Origin of the sequence: Bradyrhizobium sp. 1200_D9_N1_1 (assembly GCF_052075915.1) — a bacterium.
Classification (GTDB): domain Bacteria; phylum Pseudomonadota; class Alphaproteobacteria; order Rhizobiales; family Xanthobacteraceae; genus Bradyrhizobium; species Bradyrhizobium diazoefficiens.
In genome coordinates this window covers 3,213,672-3,233,937 of record NZ_CP197226.1, presented here as the reverse complement: position 1 = coordinate 3,233,937, position 20,266 = coordinate 3,213,672, and the positions used below count along the sequence as shown (strand labels likewise).

Here is a 20,266-nt window from a genome sequence, read left to right as displayed (position 1 = left end):
TTGAAAGATCAGGCCGGCAAGCTTGCGGCGAGCCTAGTGCGAGATCATAACCCAGCACGGTGGCTGGCCAATGACAGTCTTTGTCACACCACCCCAGACGATCTCGTTCAGGCGCGAATGATGATAGGCGCCCATCACGATCGCATCGATGGCATTGGAATTTGCCCAACTTCCGAGCACCTTGCCGATCGAGCTGCCGCCGCCTTTCGCCGTCTCGAACGAGGCCTGGACACCGTGCTCGCTCAAATGATCGACGAGGGCGGTCCCGGATTGCACGATCGCGTCGGTCCTGTCGTCGGCCACGGTCACCACGCGGACCGAGGCCGCAGCCTGAAGGATCGGCAGCGCGTCACCGACCGCCCGCGCCGCGCGCGCGGAGTGATCCCAAGCGATCATGACTTTCTCGAATTCCGGTCGCAGCACGTCCACATGCTGCTCCGGGCAGAGCAGCAGCGGCCGCCCGGATTCAAACAGGATCGTCTCGATGATGTGCTCCGTTCGGCTGTCGTGCGACTTCACGGGAACCAGCGTGAGATCGCTGAAACGCGCCTGTTCGGCCAGTATCGACGCAATCTGGTCCGCCGGCACCTTGCCCGACCGGCTTTGGGTCCGAACGTTGGCGCGAGCCGCCGCATCAGTGAAGGCATTCAGAAGATGCTGCACATCGTCCGCTCCAAGGGGCCCCTTTGCCACGGCGGCATCGGGATCATCGGGGAGCAGCACCATCGGCCGCACGAAAACGTCTTCCTCGAGCGCGAGCGCGGTGATCCTGGCGCCGAGGTCGGCGGCGACTGCCACGCATTTCTCGATCGCAGCAACAGCCGGTCCGCGCGGCTGGCCGACAAGCGGCAGAAAAACGTCCTTCAGGGGCATCGGGGTTCTCCTTGCCACCAGAATAGGCCGGCTTTCGTCAACACCATTGATCCTCATCAAGCCTTTTGATCCTCAACAAGCCTTGGGGATCCCGTCCAGACGGGCAAAGGCGAGCATTGAGGGAGGTCAAGGACTGGCCCCGCGCTGTCATTCTATGGATAGTTCGATCGGAGCGGTTCGCCCCGGAGAGACTGATGCGTGCGATGGTGTTGGCTGCCCCACGAGCACGGCTGCGGATGGAGGAGCGCCCCGATCCAATCCCCGGCGAAGGTCAGATCCGGGTGAGAGTCAGCGCCTGCGGCGTCTGCCGGACCGATCTTCACGTCGTCGACGCCGAATTGCCCGACATCCGCTACCCGATCGTACCTGGCCATGAAATCGTCGGCCGTATCGATCTCGTCGGCCCCGATGTCGCAACGCATGCGCTGGGTGACCGGGTCGGCATTCCCTGGCTCGGGTTCACCTGCGGAAACTGCCGGTTTTGCCGGGAGGGCATGGAGAACCTCTGCGACCGCCCGCTCTTCACCGGTTATACAAGGGACGGCGGCTATGCAACGCACGTGGTCGCCGATGCGCGCTATGCCTTTCCGCTGGGCGAGGCCGGCGGCGACGTGGCTCTCGCCCCTCTGCTGTGTGCAGGCCTGATCGGCTGGCGTTCGCTGGTCCTCGCCGGCCAGGCTGAGAGGCTGGGCATCTACGGCTTCGGCGCCGCCGGCCATATCGTCGCGCAAGTCGCGGTCTGGCAGGGGCGCTCTGTCCACGCGTTTACACGGCGCGGCGATCTGGCCGCACAGGACCTCGCCCGCCGGCTCGGCGCCGTCTGGGCGGGCGCCTCGGACGAAATTCCCGACACACCGCTCGACGCCGCCATCATCTACGCCCCCGCCGGCGAGCTCGTGCCGGCCGCGCTGCGCGCCGTTCGCAAGGGTGGCCGCGTGGTCTGCGCCGGCATCCATATGAGCGACATTCCGAGCTTTCCGTACGACCTGCTCTGGCAGGAACGGCAGCTGATCTCCGTTGCCAATCTCACCCGACAGGACGGTCTCGATTTTCTCAGGATCGCTCCGCAGGCGGGCGTGCGCACCGAGACGACCGCATTCCCGCTCGATCAGGCCAACGAAGTTCTGGACATGCTGCGGAATGGACAGATTCTTGGCGCCGCCGTGCTCAGACCCTGACCTTATCTCGGAATACCAGCTTCGATGACAGACGAAACGGCTGCCCAGGAACGGATCTTCACGGCGCTCTGCGCGCATCCCGGCGTGATACGGATCGATACGCATGCCGCGTCGGTGTTTCTCGACGGCGGCCGCGCGCTGAAGATCAAGCGGGCTGTCCGGTTTCCGTTCCTCGACTATTCGACGCTCGAGAAACGCAAGACGGCCTGCGAGGAGGAGATCAGGATCAACCGGCCGCTGGCGCCGCAGATCTATCACCGCGTCGTGGCGATCACCGAGGAGCCGGACGGATCGCTGCAGGTCGACGGCCGCGGCCGGCCGGTCGAGTATGCCGTCGACATGTCCCGCTTCGACGAAACCCGGACGCTGGATCATCTGGCGAAGGCCGGCCCGCTGGATGCGAACCTCGCTTCGGCTGCCGCTGATGCCATCGTGGCGTCGCACGCGATGGCACCTCGCGCCGACGGCACGGCATGGGTTGCCTCCATCCCCGGCCTCGTCGATGGAAACGGCGACGGCTTGCGGAAGGGCAACCATCTCGAAGCCGAAGAGATCGAGCAACTCGGCGAAGCCTCGCACGCGGTATTGCAGCGCCTGCGGCCGCTGCTCGAAGAACGCGGCCGTCAGGGATACGTGCGCCGCTGCCACGGCGACCTGCATCTTGCGAATATCGTTGCGATCAACGACCAGCCGGTGCTGTTCGACGCGATCGAGTTCGATGCGAGAATCGCAACTGTCGACGTGCTCTACGACCTCGCGTTCACGCTGATGGACATGCTGCACCACGATCAACCGCTCGCAGCCAATATCGTCCTGAACCGGTATCTCGCCGCGACGCCGCCCGAAAACCTCGATGCGCTCTCGGTCCTGCCGCTGTTCATGTCCATTCGCGCGGCAATCCGCGCCCAGGTGGCGCTGGCGCGGCTGACGCGGCCCGATGCCGACCGGACAGGAATTCTTCACGAGGCGCGCCGCTACTTCGATCTCGCGAGGGCTCTGATCCACCCGCCCACCCCGCGCCTAATTGCGGTCGGCGGACTATCGGGCACCGGCAAGTCCGCCCTCGCCCGCGCGCTGGCACCCAACGTCGCGCCGCAACCGGGAGCCGTCGTGCTGCGCAGCGACATCATTCGCAAGCAGCTGTTTCAGGTGGAACACACCCACCGGCTGCCGCCGTCCACCTACCGGCCCGAGGTCACGGCACGCGTCTACGAGGTGCTGGTGCAGAGCGCCCGACAGGTGCTGGCGCAAGGCCATTCCGCACTCGTCGATGCCGTCTTTGCAAGCGAGTCCGAACGGGAGCAACTGGCCGCCATGGCCCGCCAATGCAACGTGCCGCTGAGCGGACTATTCCTCGTCGCCGACCTCGCGACCCGTCAGGCGCGCATCGGCGGCCGCCACGGCGATGCCTCCGACGCCACGCAAGAGGTTGCTGCGCAGCAAGAGCACTATAATATCGGCCATGTCGATTGGGCGACCATCGATGCATCCGGGACACAAGAGCAGACGCTCCAGCGCTGCCGGGACGCAATCGCAGCGCAAAATAAGGCAATCTGATTGACGCGGGCAAGGATGTCGCAACCCACCACGAGTTCGACCGCGACCGCGCGCGCCAAGCCGGCGACGCGGCGCAATGCCCTGCCCGGCCGCCTCAGCCCCGGCATGGCCTGCGATACGGCGTTCCGGATCATCGCCCGCCGCCACCTCGGTGCGGTCCTTGCCCAGCACGACGGCACTTGCCGCGGCGATCCCGACGCGCTGCACCAGATCCGCATCGCACTGACGCATCTGCGCACCGCCATCCGCTTCTTCTCGCCCATGGTGGACGACACGCTGCGGCCGAACGTCTGGGCCGAGCTGAAATGGCTCAACAGCCAGCTCGGCCTGGTGCGGGATCTCGACGTGGCGATCGAGCGGGTCGTCGCCGAGAGTGGCGACGAGCTCGCCGTGATCGCCGAGCTCCAGCACTGGGACGAGAAGCGCGCCGAGAGCCACCGCCTGCTCGCGCGCGCGCTGCAATCCGCGCGCTACAAGCGCCTGGTCGAGCAGACCTCGGCGTGGATCGAGAGCGGGCCCTGGTCGACCCGGCGCAGCAAGGAAGCCGTCAGGTTGCGCCGTTGCTCGCTCGCCGACCACGCGACGGCGCGGCTGACCGAGTGGGAAGAGACGCTGCTCAGGAAGGCCAGGAAGCTGCGCAAGCTCGATGTCGAGAAACGACACAGGTTGCGGCTTCTCAACAAGCGGCTGACCTATTCGATCGAGTCGCTCACGGACCTGTTCGATGACGATTCCCTGGCGAAGCAGAAGTCCATCCTCAAGCAATTGCGCAAGGCACAGAGGTCCCTCGGGCAATTGAACGACGATGCGCGCGGGCAAGCGCTGGCAGCGTCGTTGAACGGCGCCGGCCCCGAGGCCGGCATTCGCTTCCTCGACCGCAAGCGGGAAAAGAGGCTGCTGCGAACCGCCTCTACGGCCTACCGGAAACTGGACAAGGCCAAGCCCTTCCGCTCGTCAGACCTTGCTCCGAACGCGGAGCCCAAGGATTAGCTGTGGACGTAGTCTCCCGGCGCGTCGGGCAGACCGTCAGCACCCCCGACACCGATCGACGGTGGATCACAGGGCTCACCTGAGCGCGCCGCCAGCCATTGGGCCCATTCCGGCCACCACGATCCCTCAACACGCGGCGCCAGCTTCAGCCACTCGTCCGGGCCGACATACGGCGCATCCGCGGCCTTGGTCATGACCTGATAGGTGTGCCAGGGCTCGTCAGGAGGCGCGACGACGCCGGCATTATGGCCGCCGTTGGTCAACAGGAAGGTTACGTCGGCATCAGCCTGATAGTGGATCTTGTAGACGGATCGCCACGGCGCCACGTGGTCGGCGAGCGTGCCCACCACGAACATCGGCGCGTGAATGTCGGAGAGCGAGACGCTCCTGCCCTCGACGCGATAGCGGCCTTCGGCCAGATCGTTGTCGAGGAACAGCTTGCGCAAGTACTCCGAGTGCATGCGATAAGGCAGCCGCGTGGCATCGGCGTTCCAGGCCATCAGATCGCTCGGCTGCGAACTCTCGCCCATCAGATAGTCACGCGACAGCCGCGACCAGATCAGCTCGTTGGAGCGCAGCAGCTGGAACGCACCGGCCATCTGTGTCGTGTCGAGATAGCCGCGCTGCCACATCATGTCTTCGAGGAAGGCGACCTGGCTCTCGTTGATGAAGAGCGTCAATTCGCCGGCCTCGGTGAAGTCGGTCTGGCCGGCAAGGAGCGTGATGGTGCCGAGACGGCCATCGCCGTCGCGCGCCATGGCCGCCGCGGCGATCGACAGCAACGTGCCGCCCAGACAGTAGCCGAGCGCATGGGTCTTCCGATCGGGCATGATCCGGCCGATCGTGTCCAGCGCGGCCATCACTCCCAGCTTGCGATAGTCGTCGAAGGCAACATCCCTGTCCTTCGCATCCGGATTGCGCCAGGAGATCGCGAACACGGTGAAGCCTTGACCGGTCAGATACCGGACCAGGGAATTTTGCGGCGACAGATCGAGGATGTAATACTTCATGATCCAGGCCGGCACGATCAGGATCGGCTCGGGTCGCACTTGCGCGGTCGTGGGATGATACTGGATCAGCTCGATCAGATCGTTGCGGTAGACGACCTTGCCGGGCGTAGCTGCCACCGTCTTGCCGACGACGAACTGCTCGTCACCCGCCGTCTTTGAGACAGAGAGCAGCCGCATCAGATCGCTGCACCAGTTCTGCCAGCCGAACACAAAATTCTCGCCGCCGCTCTGGAACGCCTTTTCGAGAACCTGCGGATTGGTGGCCGCGAAATTCGACGGCGCCAGCATGTCGAGCATCTGGCGCACAGAGAACTCGACGACGGCTTCATTTGCATGCGACACGCCACGCACGCCGGTCGTGGCATCGTGCCACCAGCGCTCCGACAGCAGGAACGCCTGCGCAAGCAGATTGAACGGCGCGGTCTCCCATTGCGGGTCCTTGAAGCGACGATCGCGTCCCTGCGGCTCAATCACGGACCACGGCTTTTGTGAGGTCGCGTGCGCGACGGCTTGCAGGAGCATACCGGTATCGCGAAGACCGTTACGGAACATCTGCATCCGGCGCTCCGGCGCCGCGGCAAGATGCGTGCTCCAGTCGAGCCAGGCGAGCGACAAGGCCACAGGCGAAATCCCGCCCGTGAACCGCGCCAGCACCGCATGAAACGCGCGGTCGAAAGGGTACGGCTCCGATGCAGGCAGGGAATTGGCGACGACCGGCTTCTCAGGGATCCTTTCGGGGATCGTCGCAGGGGCTTCGGCAGCCGAATTGGCGGGGAGAGCCTGTGCCGGCGGCTCTTCGGCCCGTGGAAATACCTTCACGACGCTCATGGCTGAATGATCCTGCGGGCTTCTGGTCTATCTCGGCAGCAGGATATGGCGACGCTTCCGATACGTGTTGAGCTGCATCAAATCCGGGCACGGATCACAATCGCTCAACCAGGGAGAAACGGCCTGGATCGCTTGACCTGAGTCAAACCACACCCCGACGGCCGGGCTAGGTTTTGCGCATTGAAATTCGACAAGCCAGCGGAGTCGTCTATGCGCGCCCATCAGATCATGACCCGGTCGGTCATCTCGGTCACCCCCGATACCAGCATCGTCGAGGCGGCCAACATCATGCTGAAGCGGCACGTCAGCGGCCTCACGGTGGTCGACGACACCGGCAAGCTCGTCGGCGTCGTCTCGGAAGGAGACTTCATCCGCCGCAGCGAGATCGGCACCGGGCGCAAGCGGGGGCGCTGGTTGCGGTTCATCCTCGGTCCGGGCAAATCGGCCAGCGACTTCGTCCATGAGCACGGCCGCAAGGTCTCGGAGGTGATGACCGCCTCGCCCGTGACCATCACCGAGGACACGGCGCTCGCGGAGATCGTCGACCTCATGGAACTGAACAACGTGAAGCGCCTGCCGGTGGTACGCGGCGACATGGTCGTCGGGATCGTGTCCCGCGCCAACCTGTTGCAGGCTGTCGCAGGGCTCGCCCGCGAGGTGCCGGATCCGACGGCCGATGACGATCATATTCGCAACCGCATCATCGATACCATGGAGAAGAACGATTGGTGCCCGTTCGGACTCAACGTCATCGTTCGCGACGGCATCGTTCACCTCAGCGGCGTCATCACCGAAGAACGCGCACGGCAGGCCGCGGTCGTCGCGGCGGAGAACGTCGAGGGCGTGAAGAAGGTGCACGACCATTTGTGCTGGGTCGACACCATGTCCGGCGTTTATCTAAACTCGCCCGAGGACGACGACCTCGCCAAAGCGAGCTAACAAGGCAAGCTGAGGAGCAACCGCGGCTCAGCGGGGAATGACGGCGGTGGCCTCGATCTCGACGCGCGCCGCCTTCTCGACCAGCCGTACCACCTGAAGCAGAGCCATTGCCGGATAGTGCGCACCGAAGACGGCACGGTAGACCTTGCCGAGCTCCTTCAGGTTCGCGAGGTATTCGTCCATGTCGACGACGTACCAGGTCAGGCGCACGAGATGCTCAGGGCGTGCGCCGGCCTCAGTCAGGATCGCGGCAATGTTGCTCAGGGCCTGCTGGACCTGCGCGACAAAGCCGTCCGCGAGACGCTCGTCGGCATCCCAACCGATCACGCCGCCGGTGACGACGATCCTCCCCTCGGCGGCCATGCCGTTGGCGTAGCCTTTCGGCACCGGCCAGCCGGCCGGCTGGAGGATCTGCGCCGCCGAAGGCGTGACCTTCTCATCGGCGGTCGACAGCACCGCGAGCTGCGGGCCTTTCGGCGTTGTCACGGACAAATGCTCCGTCCTTCCCTCATTCTGCCGCAACGCCCGACGACGTCGCCGCAGCCTGAGCCAGTTGCCGCAGGGCAAAACGCTTCAACTTGCCGGTCTCGGTCTTCGGCAATTGCGTCACAAACTCGATCGCGCGCGGGTACTTGTAGGGCGCGATCTCGCGTTTGACATATTCCTGCAACTCGGCCGCAAGTTGGGCATCCGGCGTTACGCCGGGCGCGGCGATGATATAAGCCTTCACGATCATTCCGCGTGCCTCGTCCGGTGCGCCAACCACACCGCACTCGGCGACGGAGGGATGCGTCAGCAGCACCGCCTCGACATCAGTGCCTGCGATGTTGTAGCCGGCCGACACGATCATGTCGTCGGAGCGCGACTGGTACCAGAAATAGCCGTCGTCATCCATCAGGTAGGTGTCGCCGGTGATGTTCCAGCCATTCTGGACGTATTTGCGCTGCCGTTCGTCCGCGAGATAGCGGCACCCGGTCGGACCGCGAACCACAAGGCGCCCCATCGTCCCAGGCGGCACGTCATTGCCGGCGTCGTCGACGATCTTCGCCTCATAACCCGGCACCGGCTTGCCGGTTGCGCCCGGACGGATCTCGTCCTCGGTCGCGCTGATGAAGATGTGCAGCATCTCGGTCGAGCCAATGCCGTCCATCAGCTTGATGCCGGTGGCCTTGAACCAGGCATCGAATGTCGGCTTGGGCAGTATCTCGCCGGCGGAGACGCACTTGCGAAGCGAAGAAATATCCCGGCCCGGAAGCTTGCCGATCATGGCGCGATACGCGGTCGGCGCGGTGAAACAGACCGTGGTCTTGTACTGCTCGATCGCCGTCAGGATGTCGTCCGGCGTCGTCTTCTCCAGCACGACGAAGGAGGCGCCGATATGCATGGGGAACAGCACGCCGCCGAAGCCAAACGTGAAGGCGAGCGGTGCGGAGCCGACGAAACGATCCTTCTGCTCGGCGCGCAAGATGTTGCGCGCGTAGCCGTCGCAGACGGCCAGCATGTCGCGGTGGAAATGCATGGTGCCCTTGGGATCGCCGGTCGTGCCCGACGTGAAGGCGATCAGGCAGACGTCGTCGGAGGCGGTATCGACGGCCTTGAACTCCGGGCTTGCGTCGGCGATCAGCGCCTCGAGCGAGTCGGCCGCGCCGTTGCCCCAATAGACGGCCTGCTTGAGACCGGGCGCTGCAGCTTTCGCCTTCTCCATCTCGTCGGCGAGCTTTCCGTCGCAGAGCGCCAGCGTGATCTCCGCCTTCTGGATCGGATAGGACAGCTCCTTGGCGCGCAGCAGCGGCATCGTCGCGACGCAAATGCCTCCGGCCTTGATCACCGCAAGATAGGTTGCGACCATCATCGGATTGTTGGCAGAGCGCAGCAGCACGCGCCCGCCGGTCACGAGACCAAGCTTGCCGACCAGAACATTGGCGATACGGTTCACGAGCGCTTGCAGCTCGCGATAGCTGTAGCTGACCGCGGGGCTGATGACGCAAGGCGCGTCGCCATGGCCCTCGTCGACCCAGCGATCGAGGAAATAGCCGACGCAGTTCAATCGCGGCGGATATTGCAGCTCAGGCCGTGTGAAGATGAAGTCGGGCCACAGCTCGCGCGGCGGCAGATGTTGCCGTGCGAACGTATCGACATGGGCCGTCGCAGCATTGCCGTCAGACGAGCCCGACATTTGAACCTTGGCGGCGTTGGCCATCGCACGCTCCTTTGCGCATGGAAGCACCCGGCAGCACTAACTGGGAAACATTTTAGGCTTAAAACAATTTGGTGCAATAGTGGATTTTGGGCATCCCGTGCATTTTCCTGCGGCAAGGTGGGATTGACGGGCGCATCGGCCCGCGGGACCTACGCCCGGCGGCGGCCAGCCGACTTCTGCGCCGACGCCTTGGTCTTTGCGAGGAGCCGCATCAGCTCGCGCACATCCTTCGGCGTCAGGTCGGCGAAGAGATCGGCGATCCAGGTCTCGTGTTCCGCCGCCATCCGGCGAAACTCGGCGCGCCCGAGCTTTGTCAGGCGGATCACCTGGACCCGGCGGTCGGTCTCCGACGTGCGCCGGTCGAGATGGCCGGATTCCACCAGACGCTCGACGAGGCCGGTGACATTGCCGTTGGAGACCATCATGCGCTTGGAGACATCGGACAGCGTCATGCCATCGGGCGCCTTGTCGAGCTGTGCCATCAGATCGAAACGGGGCAGCGTGACGTCGAACCGCTGCCGCAGGCGGCCGCGGATTTCGCCCTCGATCAGGGTCGTGCAGGTAAGCATACGCAGCCACAGCCGAAGCTCTTCGGCGTGGTCCTCCGGCGTCTCGACGGCCTTGGTCTCGGAATCAAGCATCTGATGCAGTCATTGACGGCAGGCATTGGCGCCAGCACGGATTCCCAACGTTTTGAGCTTCAAATAAATTGAAGCCGGCCGCAAGTCCAAAGCTGCAGCAATCGACCGCACGTCGATTTCTTTAGGCTTCAAGTAATTGGCGCGCCGCTTGCATGCTCGCTGCCTCGCGAGATGGCGGCGTCTTGGGCTTTGCTTGCCGCGGCAGCCATCATCGGCATAAGCTTGTATTGGAGTACGCGGCTTGCAGCGCAGGCCCTGATGTCACGGGGGACAGACCATGAAGACGCAAACGACCTTGGCCGCAGCCGCCTTGCTGCTCGGCACGGCAATGAGCCCCGCCCTCGCCCAGGAGAAGATCAAGCTCGGTGTGATCGTGACCCTGTCGGGACCCGCCGCCGCACTCGGCCAGCAGGTTCGCGACGGCTTTGCACTCGCGGTGAAGGATCTCGGCAGCAAGATGGGCGGCCGCGATGTCGAGGTCGTGGTGGTCGACGACGAGCTCAAGCCGGACGCAGCGGTGACCAAGGTCAAGGGCCTTCTGGAACGCGACAAGGTCGACTTCGTGGTCGGGCCGATCTTCTCCAACATTCTCCAGGCGATCCACCGCCCCGTGACGGAATCGAAAGTCTTCCTGATCAGCCCCAATGCCGGCCCGTCGACCTTTGCCGGCAAGGACTGCAGCCCGTTCTTCTATGTGACCTCGTACCAGAACGATCAGGTTCACGAGATCCTCGGCAAGGTCGCGCAGGATCGCGGCTACAAGCGCATGTACCTGATGGTGCCGAACTATCAGGCCGGCAAGGACTCGGTCGCCGGCTTCAAGCTCGACTACAAGGGCGAGATCGTCGAGGAATCCTACATGCCGCTGAACACGCTGGACTTCCAGCCGGAGCTTTCCAAGATTTCCTCGCAGAAGCCCGATGCGCTCTTCACGTTCATGCCGGGCGGTCTCGGGGTTAATCTCGTGAAGCAGTACAGGCAGGCCGGCCTTGCCGATAGCATTCCGGTGCTCTCGGCTTTCACGGTGGATGAATCGACCCTGCCGGCGCAACAGGACGCGGCCGTCGGCATGTTCGGCGGCGCGAACTGGGCACCCAATCTCGACAATCCCCAGAACAAGAAGTTCGTCGCAGCCTATGAGGCCGCCTACAACGGCGTGCCCGGCACCTACGCCTTCCAAGCCTATGACGCCGCCATGCTGATCGACAGCGCCATCAAGGGTGTGAAGGGCGACCTCTCCAACAAGGATGCCGTCGCAGCCGCCCTGAAGAAGGCCGACTTCACCTCGCTGCGCGGCGCCTTCAAGTTCAACACCAACGGCTATCCGATCCAGGATTTCTACCTCACCAAGGTTGCCAAGCGCCCGGACGGCAAGTTCCAGACCGAGATCGTCCAGAGGGTCTTTGAGAACTACGGCGACCGCTATGCCAAGGACTGCAAGGCGGCAAACTAAGCCGCATCGCGTTACGGGAGGACTGCAATGAAGAGCGAAATCACCGGCATCACACGGGCTAATGAGGGCATCCAGGGCATTTCCTGGAACATCCTCGGCCAGACCTATGTGCCGAAGAGCTATGCCGAGAACAGCTTCTCCTGGCACGCAACGCTGCCGCCGGGCACATTCGTGCCGCCGCACATTCATCCCGACCAGGATGAGTATCTCTACATGCTGGAGGGCAAGCTCGATTTCATGCTCGGCAATTCGGAGTCACAGGCAACCGCGGGCGACCTGATCCGCCTCGGCATGGGCGTGCCGCACGGCATCTTCAACAAGTCGGAACAGACCGCAAAAGTGCTGTTCTGGGTGGCGCCGAGCCGCAAGCTGTTCGACCTGTTCTGGGGCCTTCACAACATGAAGGAGCAGAAGCCTGAGGACGTGGTGGCGATGGCCGCCGAGTTCAACATCCACTTCCTGCCGCCGCCTCCCGGCGGCTAGCGGCATGCCCCCGGAAAAGCGCGAGGCGGTTTTCCGGAAAGGTCTTGCTCAATCAAAAAGCCAAAGGGCGATGACGGTTCATCGCCCCTTTGCGTCTCAGGCGCGCACCGCTGCGAGCCCCGGCACCGCAGCGAAGCCGGCCTTGGTGGCATAGCCGCGCACGATCGCCTCGCGCTGGGAATAGCTCAGGACGTTGTCGACATTGTCGAAGCCATCAGGCGCAAGCTGCTCGACGGCGTCGATGACCCCTTCGGGGCCGCCACGCCGGTTGGAGCGAACGATATCGGCGGTCATCGGCAAGCGCTTCTTCTCATATTCGACCAGCGCCTGACGCGGATGCTCGGCGCGCACCAGCGCGTCGGCAAGGCACCGCGCATCGAGGATCGCCTGCGAGGCGCCGTTCGAGCCGACCGGATACATGGGATGCGCGGCATCGCCGAGTAGCGTGACGCGTCCCGAGGACCAATAGGGCAAGGGATCGCGGTCGCAGGTCGGATATTCGTAGAACTCAGGCGTTGCCGAGATCAGGCTTTTCACATCGATATAGGGCACCGAGAAGCGCGCCACATGCGGCATCAGTTCCTCGCGCCGGCCCGGACGCGACCAGTCCTCTTTCCGCGGCGGCGGGGCGTTGCCCTCGCCGACCTTCACCAGCACCGCCCAGTTTGTGAGACGGCTCGCGGGGCTCGAGCCTTCCGCGATCGGGTAGATCACGACCTTGGCGTTGAGGCCACCGGCCACGATCATGGATTTGCCGGTGAGGAACAGCGGCCAGTCGCGCGCGCCGCGCCACAGCATCAGGCCGTTCCAGCACGGCGGTCCTTCGTTCGGGAACAGCGTGTCGCGCACGCGCGAATGGATGCCATCGGCACCGATCAGGATATCGCCGCGCGCCGTGTGGATGTGTGCGCCTGAGCGATCGAAGAAGTAAGCCGTAACGCCGCCTTCGTCCTGTGTGAACGCACCAAGACGGCAGCCGGTGTGGATTGCCTCCGCCCCGAGCCGCTCCTCGACGGCGCGATGGATGACGCCCTGAAGGCGACCGCGGTGGATCGAGAATTGCGGCACGTCGTGCCCCGCGTCGATGCCGCGGGCTTCGCGCCAGACCTCCTGGCCATGGCGGTTGAGGTAGTAGAGCTGATCGGTGCGGATCGCGACGTCGTCAAGCTTTTGCAACAGGCCAAGGCCGGCAAGCTCTCGCATGGCGTGCGGCAGCGTGTTGATGCCGACACCAAGCTCGCGAATGGTGTCGGCCTGCTCGAAAACCTCGCAAGCGATGCCGCGCGAGCGCAGCATCAATGCCGTGGTGAGACCTCCGATACCGCCACCGACGATAATCGCCTTCATCGCCCTTACTCCACTCGAAATACGCCAGGCAATGGGGTTAACGTCGCATGGGCGGTCACTCCGCCGCAAGCGGCTTTGTCGCCTCCACCTTGAGCTTGGCCGGGGTCTTGGGCTTAGCCTTAATTCTCAGCTCCCAATTTCGCGCAAGTCCCCATTGCTGGCCCCTCCACGGGTAAAAGCAACCGCCTTAGTCGCCCCTGAAGACCGGCTTGACCTTGTTGGCGAAGGCCTGGAAGGCACGCTCGAAATCCGCTGTGGTCATGCACAGGGCCTGAGCAACGGCCTCCGCCTCGATCGCCTCCTCCACCGACATCGCCCATTCCATCGCCAGCATCCGCTTGGTCATGGTGTTGGCGAAGGTCGGCCCTTCGGCGATCTGCTTTGCCAGGAGCTGCGCCTGGGGCAGCACCTGCTCCGGCGTGACGATGCGGCTGAAGAAGCCCCAGCGCTCGCCCTCCTCCGCGGTCATGAACCGGCCGGTATAGAGCAGCTCGGAGGCCCGGGACTGGCCGATGATCCGCGGCAGGATCGCGCAGGCCCCCATGTCGCAGCCGGCGAGGCCCACCTTGTTGAACAGGAACGCGACCTTGGCCCCGCTCGCGGCAAGGCGCATGTCCGACGCCATGGCGACGATCGCACCGGCGCCCGCGCAAATGCCCTCGACCGCGGCCACGATCGGCTGCGGGCACGCCCGCATCGCCTTGACGAGATCTCCCGTCATGCGGGTAAAGGCAGTGAGCCCCTTGGTATCCATCTTCACGAGCGGGCCGATGATCTCGAATACATCGCCGCCGGACGAAAAGTTGCCGCCGGCGCCGCTGACAACGATCGTCTTGACCGCATCGTCGAACGCGCAGGCGCGGAAGAAATCAGTGAGTTCCCGGTAGCTCTCGAAGGTCAGCGGGTTCTTCCGCTCGGGACGATTGAGCGTCACCGTGGCAACGCCGTCGACCACGGCCAGCAGGAAGTGCTGCGGCGAATAGTCCGCGAGCGGCAGGGTCACGGGATTGGCTGGTCTGCTCATACGATCTCCTTAGCTTCCTCGTTCTGGGCCTGCGTCGCGCACGCTAGATCTCACCGCCGGCAACGGCAATCGCCTGCCCCGTGATCGCGCCGGCACCCTCGCCGCACAACCAAAGCACGGCGTCGGCCACCTGCTGAGGCGAGATCAGCCGCCCTTGCGGGTTGTGCTTGGCGAGCTCGGCGATCGCCTGCTCGCGGGTTCGCCCTGTCTTCTTCATGATGTTTTCGATGCTGCCGGCGACCAGATCGGTGTCCGTGAAGCCGGGACACACCGCATTCACGGTCACGTTGCTGCCGGCCATCTCGAGGGCGAGCGAACGCACGAGACCGACCACTGCATGCTTGGCCGCGGTGTACGCGCTGACATAGGCGTAACCCTTCAGCCCCGCCGTCGACGCCACCGCGACGATGCGGCCATAGGGGCGATCCTTCATCCCCGGCAGTACGGCGCGAACGGCATGGACCACACCCATGAAATTGACGTCCATCATGCGCGCAAACAGGGCGCTGTCCGATTTGGAGAACGGTGCGGACTCCGCACTGCCCGCGTTGGCGATCAGAATGTCGATCGGCTTTCGCGCATGCGCCTCCGCGATGGCTGCCTTCAGCGCAGCTTCGTCCGAGACATCGGCGACAGCTGCAAAATGCGCCGCACCCGCGCGGACCGCCTCGTCCAGAACTGCGGCATTCCGGCCGAGCACCGTCACGGTGGCGCCGGCGCCGACGAGGGATGCTGCAATCGCGCGGCCGATTCCACGGCCGCCACCGGTTACCAGTGCGTGCGGCGAGTGCGGCAATCCGGACATGCGCTGGCTCCTTGGGATCTGCTGATCGTGCCTCCGATATATTTTAACCTTCAAACTTTTGCAACGACGGCGCCAGTCGACGTCGCGAAAGCCCACGCGGGAAAGACCGGCCCGAAAATTGCTTTAAGTATAAAATTATCTCTTCCCATCGACGATAGGCCTGTTAGCATCGCCGGGCTCAGCAAGAGGATATCGCGTGCCGCAACCTGCGCCGATGATAACAAAGGACGGACGCTTCGCCTATGAAGCCACCGGCGATCCGGGCGCGATACCCTTGATTTTCCTGCATGGGATTGGCGGCGCGGCGCGCGCCTGGTGGCACCAGCTTGCCACATTCGGCGACCGCTTCCGCGCGATCGCATGGGACATGCCGGGCTATGGCGGATCGGCGCCGCTTGCCCGCGTCAGCATCGCTGCCCTGGCCGATGCGCTCCAGCAATTCATCGAGCAGCTCGGCGTAACAAGGCCCATTCTGGTCGGACATTCGATCGGCGGCATGATCGTCCAGAAATGGCTGGAGCAATCGCCGAAACTGGCGCGCGCGGTCGTGCTGGCGCAGACCAGCCCGGCGTTCGGCAAGGCCGATGGCGACTGGCAGAAATCGTTCATCGCAGCGCGGCTCGGACCGCTCGATCGCGGCGAGACGATGAGGTCGCTGGCGCCCTCGCTGGTGAAGGAGCTTGTGGGGGACACTCCTGATCCGGAAGGGATGGAACTTGCGCGTGCCTGCATGGGAAGCGTGCCCGAAGCGAGCTATCGCGCCATGATGCTGGCCTTGATCGGGTTCGATCAGCGCAGCACGCTCAAGGATATTTCCGTGCCGACGCTGCTGCTGTCCGGCTCCAAGGACAACAACGCACCGGCACCCATGATGGCGAAGACGGCGACCTACATTCCCTCGGCTCAATATGTCGAGCTGGCCGGCGTCGGCCATCTCGCGAACCTTGAACGTCCCGAGGCCTTTGACGAGGCGCTCGGCAAGTTCCTGGACTCAGTCGTTGCAAAACACAGGTGACTGCGCAATGACCATGCAAGTCAGCAAGACGATCGGCGCGAGTGACAAGGTCGTGCTGGATGCACCGATCTTCGATCCCGTCGCGTTCCGCCTGAGCGACGAACAGGCCGGCATCATCGCGCGCGCCCGCGAGATCGGCCAGAGCGTGTTCGCCGGGCGCGCTGCGACCTACGACCGCGAGGCGATCTTTCCGACCGAGAATTATCGCGACCTGCATCGCGTCGGCCTGCTCGGCATCGCCGTCCCCAAGAAGCACGGCGGCCTCGGCGCGAACTACCAGACTTATGCGTTGGCCGCAGCCGAGATTGGCCGCTATTGCGGCGCGACAGCACTGACCTGGAACATGCATGTCTGCTCCACCCTGTGGTCGGGCCCCCTCGCGGACGATCTCGACATGGACGCGGAGACCCGCGCCGAGCACGAGCGGCGGCGCGCCGTCCACTACAAGCGCATCGTAGAGGACGGCGCGATCTATTCGCAGCCCTTCTCCGAAGGCGGTGCGGCGGCCGCCGGCGGCGTCGCCTTCGGAACGCAGGCAAAGCCCGTGAAGGGCGGCTGGATCGTCAACGGCAAGAAGATCTTTGCATCGCTGTCCGGTCACGCCGACTATTACGGCGTGCTCTGCACCGAAATCGAGGAAGGCCATAAGGCCTCGCGCCGCAACACGCTTTACCTCGCAATTCCGGCGAAGTCGCAGGGCGTTTCCGTCGTCGGCGATTGGGATCCGCTCGGCATGCGCGGAACGGTATCGCGAACGCTGCTGTTCGAGGACGTGTTCGTCCCGGAGGATTCCGCGCTGATGCCACGCGGCGTCTATTTCCAGGCCGCGATGCGCTGGCCGCACATGTTCCTGACGCTGTCGCCGACCTATATGGGTCTCGCGCAAGCGGCCTATGATTTCACCGTGCGTTACTTGCGCGGCGAGGTGCCGGGCATGCCGCCGGTCAAGCGACGGATGTACCCGACCAAGCAGATCGCGGTCGCGCAGATGCAGATCAAGCTCGAGCAGATCAAGTCGATCTGGTTCCAGGCCGTCACGGAGGCGCGCGCCAATCCGAGCAAGGAGCAGGTGCTGCGCGCCTACGCCGCGCAATATTCGGTGATGGAGGGGGCCAATGAGCTCGCCGCACTCGCGATCCGCACCTGCGGCGGCCAGGCGATGCTTCGCTCGCTCCCGCTGGAGCGGATCTATCGCGACAGCCGCTGCGGCTCGCTGATGCTGCCCTGGACGGCCGAGCTCTGTCTCGACCGTATCGGGCGCGAGGCGCTGTATGAGGCTGGCGAAACGGACGACTGACGGTGGACCTCTGTAGTCTGATCGACCGCAACGCGGCGTTCGCGCCAGACAAGACGGCTATCGCCTTCGAGGGGGAGCGGCTGAGCTACGCGGCGTTTGCCGCGCGTATCGAGCAGACCGCCACTGCCTTGAAGCAGGAGCTCGGCGTCGGCCGGGGCGATCGCGTCGCGATCCTCAGCCTGAACCGGCCGGACTATCTGGTTCTGCTCTATGCCTGCGCGCGGCTCGGGGCGATGCTGGTGCCCTTGAACTGGCGGCTGGCGATCGCCGAACAGCTCTTCATTCTCACCGATGCGGGCGCCAAGGTCCTGGTGCTCGAGCAGGCATTTGAGGGAGTTCTTTCCGAGCTCGTGCGGGCAGCGCCGGGGACATCCGTTGTCGGCCTCGACTTTGCGCCGCCGCGCGGCACGACTTTCGAAAGCCTGCTGGCGCATAGCGACGGCTCCAGCCGAAATCCGCACACCGACCTCTCTTGCCCGCTCCTCATCGTCTACACATCAGGGACCACCGGCCGGCCGAAGGGCGCGGTGCTGCGTCAGGAAGCGCTGTTCTGGAACGGCGTCATGAGCCAGCACATGCACAGCATGACGTCCGACGATCACGTGCTGACGGTGCTGCCGTTGTTCCACGTCGGAGGTCTCAATATCCAGACCACGCCGGCGCTTCAGCTCGGCGCGACCGTCACGATCCACGCCCGCTTCGCGCCGGATACGGCGCTCGCATCGATCGCGCGCGATCGCCCCACGCTGACGGTGATGGTGCCGGCCATCATTCAGGCCGTCAGCGAGCATCCCGCCTGGACCACGGCCGATCTCTCATCGCTCAAGGCCGTGGCCACCGGTTCGACCATCGTGCCGCCGCACCTGATCGACCGCTTTGTCGCGCGCGGCGTTCCCGTGCTTCAGGTTTATGGCTCGACCGAAACCTGCCCCATCGCGATCTATACGCGGCTTGGCGGCGATCTCTCGCGAGAGGGATCAACCGGACTTGCGGGCCTGTGCTGCGAAGCGCAAGTGATTGATCAGGCCGGCCGTGAGGTGCCGGCGGGCACGCCAGGGGAGATCGCGGTGCGCGGCCCCAACGTGTTCTTCGAATATTGGGGGAATGCGGACGCCACGCACGATGCGCTGAGCGATGGCTGGTATCGCACCGGCGATATCGGCCTGTGCGATGCCGACGGCTATTTCTGGATCCGCGACCGCAAGAAGAACTTGATCATTTCCGGCGGGGAGAATGTCTACCCGGCCGAGGTCGAGCGCGTCCTGTTGGAACACCCCGATGTCAGCGAATGCGCCGTGATCGGCAGGCCGGACCCGCGCTGGGACGAGGTACCGATCGCCTATGTGATCCGGCGATCCGGCTGTCGGCTCGAAGCGGAGGAACTGAGGGCGCATCTCCAGGCGCAGCTTGCTCGCTTCAAGGTTCCGCGCGAGATCGTCTTCGTCACCGACCTGCCGCGCACGGCGCTGGGCAAGGTCCAGCATTTTCTGCTGAAGCAGCTTGACGCGCAGTCGCGCGCACGGGGAGAAACCTCTTGAAGATTGCAGTTCTGGGCGGGGGAAACGGCTCTTTCGCGGCCGCGGGCGATTTGGCGCTGTCGGGACATGAGGTCCGGCTCTGGCGCCGCGACGCGGATCAGGTCGCCGCGCATCGCGCCGACGGCTCGCGCATCCTGGTGAAGGACCATAACGGCCGCCACGACATGAAGCTGGCGCTGGTGACGACCGACATCGCCGAAGCCATGGACGGTGTCGAACTGATCCTGTGCCCTGCCCCTGCCTTCGCACAGCCGGATATTGCCAGGCTCGTCGCACCGCACCTGCGGGACGGCCAAGTCGTGTTTCTGCCGCCCGCGACATTCGGCTCGATGATCTTCGCGAAGGCTGCGCAGGACGCCGGCAACCAGGCCAAGGCGAGCTTTGCCGAAACCGGCACGCTGCCCTGGCTCACCCGCAAGCACGGGCCGTTCGAGGTCGCGATCACGATCCGCGCGAAGCGGCTACCGGTTGGCGTCTTTCCGCTCGACCGGGCGCCGCACGCGCTCGACGTGATCGGACGCGCCTTCCCCGACGCAATCGAACCATGCGGAGATGCGCTGTCCGGCGCGCTGATGAATGCAGGTCCCATCATCCATCCGCCACTGATCGTGATGAACACCGGCCCGATCGAACATTTCGAGCGATGGGACATCCACAAGGAAGGAACGCAGGCCTCGATCCGCCGGGTGACCGACGCGCTCGACGCCGAGCGGATCGCGGTGCGGGAGGCGCTCGGCTACGGTGCACCGCATTTCCCGCTCGCTCACCACTACGCGAAGAAGGGCGAAATCTGGATGTATGGTCGCGGCTCGCATGACCGGCTGACGGACTCCGGCGACTGGCGCGAACGCATCGTGCTGACCGAGCACCGCTACATGCGTGAGGATTTGCGGCTTGGATTGTCGCTGCTGGTGTCCGTCGCCGGCCTCGCGGGCGTGGCTACGCCGCTGGCTAAGGCTTTCCTCGCCATCGGTGGCGCGATCTGCGGTGAAGATTTTGCCCAAGGCGGCCGAACCCTCGATACGCTGGGTCTCGGCGGCCTCGGCAAGGCCGAATTGCAGACGCTGCTTCGCAATGGATTCTAATCG

The 20,266-nt window shown here is 64.5% G+C and carries 18 protein-coding genes; 10 read left to right on the top strand and 8 right to left on the bottom strand.

The features are described 5' to 3' along the window. Window positions 1-33: 33 nt before the first annotated feature. A complete protein-coding gene (locus AB5K84_RS15515) occupies window positions 34-873 on the bottom strand; it encodes a universal stress protein (protein WP_162603680.1) in 840 nt (279 codons plus the stop codon). Window positions 874-1,067: 194 nt separating this feature from the next. Here AB5K84_RS15515 and AB5K84_RS15510 point away from each other — a divergent pair, with 194 nt between their 5' ends. Genes AB5K84_RS15510 through AB5K84_RS15500 form a run of 3 tightly spaced genes read left to right on the top strand, consistent with a single transcriptional unit; the run spans window position 1,068 to window position 4,598 of the window. Then, window positions 1,068-2,051 (top strand): zinc-dependent alcohol dehydrogenase family protein, encoded by a 984-nt coding sequence (locus tag AB5K84_RS15510; protein WP_110116754.1) that lies wholly within the window; start codon window positions 1,068-1,070, stop codon window positions 2,049-2,051. A 24-nt stretch (window positions 2,052-2,075) separates the two neighbouring features. Then, window positions 2,076-3,608 carry a bifunctional aminoglycoside phosphotransferase/ATP-binding protein gene (locus AB5K84_RS15505; RefSeq protein WP_110116755.1) on the top strand — a complete coding sequence of 511 codons (1,533 nt, stop codon included), beginning with the start codon at window positions 2,076-2,078 and terminating at the stop codon, window positions 3,606-3,608. Window positions 3,609-3,623: 15 nt separating this feature from the next. Further along, a complete protein-coding gene (locus tag AB5K84_RS15500; protein WP_011088813.1) occupies window positions 3,624-4,598 on the top strand; it encodes a CHAD domain-containing protein in 975 nt (324 codons plus the stop codon). Here the strand turns inward: AB5K84_RS15500 and AB5K84_RS15495 are convergent. Continuing rightward, window positions 4,595-6,436 carry a PHA/PHB synthase family protein gene (locus AB5K84_RS15495; protein ID WP_110116756.1) on the bottom strand — a complete coding sequence of 614 codons (1,842 nt, stop codon included), beginning with the start codon at window positions 6,434-6,436 and terminating at the stop codon, window positions 4,595-4,597. The genes AB5K84_RS15500 and AB5K84_RS15495 overlap by 4 nt on opposite strands. A 210-nt stretch (window positions 6,437-6,646) precedes the next feature. On the opposite strand from AB5K84_RS15495, the gene AB5K84_RS15490 reads away from it, so the two are divergent. After that, window positions 6,647-7,375, top strand: coding sequence for a CBS domain-containing protein (locus AB5K84_RS15490; RefSeq protein WP_110116757.1), 729 nt, complete (start codon window positions 6,647-6,649; stop codon window positions 7,373-7,375). Window positions 7,376-7,402: 27 nt separating this feature from the next. On the opposite strand, the gene AB5K84_RS15485 is transcribed toward AB5K84_RS15490, so the two are convergent. The 3 genes from AB5K84_RS15485 to AB5K84_RS15475 form a co-directional block, all read right to left on the bottom strand. Next, complete coding sequence (locus AB5K84_RS15485) at window positions 7,403-7,861, bottom strand: RidA family protein (protein WP_110117344.1); 459 nt, start codon at window positions 7,859-7,861, stop codon at window positions 7,403-7,405. A gap of 22 nt (window positions 7,862-7,883) precedes the next feature. Then, window positions 7,884-9,575, bottom strand: coding sequence for a benzoate-CoA ligase family protein (locus AB5K84_RS15480; protein ID WP_441232539.1), 1,692 nt, complete (start codon window positions 9,573-9,575; stop codon window positions 7,884-7,886). Between the two features lie 149 nt (window positions 9,576-9,724). Further along, on the bottom strand, window positions 9,725-10,216 hold the full coding sequence (locus tag AB5K84_RS15475) for a MarR family winged helix-turn-helix transcriptional regulator (RefSeq protein ID WP_060908314.1): 492 nt from the start codon (window positions 10,214-10,216) through the stop codon (window positions 9,725-9,727). A 277-nt stretch (window positions 10,217-10,493) separates the two neighbouring features. Between AB5K84_RS15475 and AB5K84_RS15470 the strand changes: the two genes are divergently transcribed. After that, window positions 10,494-11,669: an ABC transporter substrate-binding protein gene (locus AB5K84_RS15470; protein ID WP_110116759.1), complete on the top strand. Its 1,176-nt coding sequence runs from the start codon at window positions 10,494-10,496 to the stop codon at window positions 11,667-11,669. Window positions 11,670-11,696: 27 nt separating this feature from the next. Next, the gene (locus AB5K84_RS15465; RefSeq protein WP_011088820.1) at window positions 11,697-12,152 is read left to right on the top strand and encodes a cupin domain-containing protein; all 456 of its coding nucleotides are present in this window, start codon (window positions 11,697-11,699) and stop codon (window positions 12,150-12,152) included. A 96-nt stretch (window positions 12,153-12,248) separates the two neighbouring features. On the opposite strand, the gene AB5K84_RS15460 is transcribed toward AB5K84_RS15465, so the two are convergent. The 3 genes from AB5K84_RS15460 to AB5K84_RS15450 all read right to left on the bottom strand — a co-directional run bounded on the left by AB5K84_RS15460 (window position 12,249) and on the right by AB5K84_RS15450 (window position 15,328). After that, the gene (locus tag AB5K84_RS15460) at window positions 12,249-13,499 is read right to left on the bottom strand and encodes a flavin-dependent oxidoreductase (RefSeq protein WP_161534088.1); all 1,251 of its coding nucleotides are present in this window, start codon (window positions 13,497-13,499) and stop codon (window positions 12,249-12,251) included. A 187-nt stretch (window positions 13,500-13,686) separates the two neighbouring features. Further along, complete coding sequence (locus AB5K84_RS15455) at window positions 13,687-14,523, bottom strand: enoyl-CoA hydratase family protein (RefSeq protein ID WP_011088822.1); 837 nt, start codon at window positions 14,521-14,523, stop codon at window positions 13,687-13,689. A gap of 43 nt (window positions 14,524-14,566) precedes the next feature. Beyond that, complete coding sequence (locus AB5K84_RS15450) at window positions 14,567-15,328, bottom strand: SDR family NAD(P)-dependent oxidoreductase (RefSeq protein WP_110116760.1); 762 nt, start codon at window positions 15,326-15,328, stop codon at window positions 14,567-14,569. Between the two features lie 196 nt (window positions 15,329-15,524). On the opposite strand from AB5K84_RS15450, the gene AB5K84_RS15445 reads away from it, so the two are divergent. Genes AB5K84_RS15445 through AB5K84_RS15430 form a run of 4 tightly spaced genes read left to right on the top strand, consistent with a single transcriptional unit; the run spans window position 15,525 to window position 20,263 of the window. Continuing rightward, window positions 15,525-16,343 (top strand): alpha/beta fold hydrolase, encoded by an 819-nt coding sequence (locus AB5K84_RS15445; protein WP_110116761.1) that lies wholly within the window; start codon window positions 15,525-15,527, stop codon window positions 16,341-16,343. Between the two features lie 7 nt (window positions 16,344-16,350). After that, on the top strand, window positions 16,351-17,640 hold the full coding sequence (locus AB5K84_RS15440; RefSeq protein ID WP_110116762.1) for an acyl-CoA dehydrogenase family protein: 1,290 nt from the start codon (window positions 16,351-16,353) through the stop codon (window positions 17,638-17,640). A 2-nt stretch (window positions 17,641-17,642) separates the two neighbouring features. Further along, entirely contained in the window at window positions 17,643-19,178 is a 1,536-nt protein-coding gene (locus AB5K84_RS15435) for a class I adenylate-forming enzyme family protein (protein WP_110116763.1), read from the top strand. After that, the gene (locus AB5K84_RS15430; protein WP_110116764.1) at window positions 19,175-20,263 is read left to right on the top strand and encodes an NAD/NADP-dependent octopine/nopaline dehydrogenase family protein; all 1,089 of its coding nucleotides are present in this window, start codon (window positions 19,175-19,177) and stop codon (window positions 20,261-20,263) included. Before AB5K84_RS15435 ends, AB5K84_RS15430 begins: the two co-directional genes overlap by 4 nt. Window positions 20,264-20,266: the final 3 nt, after the last annotated feature.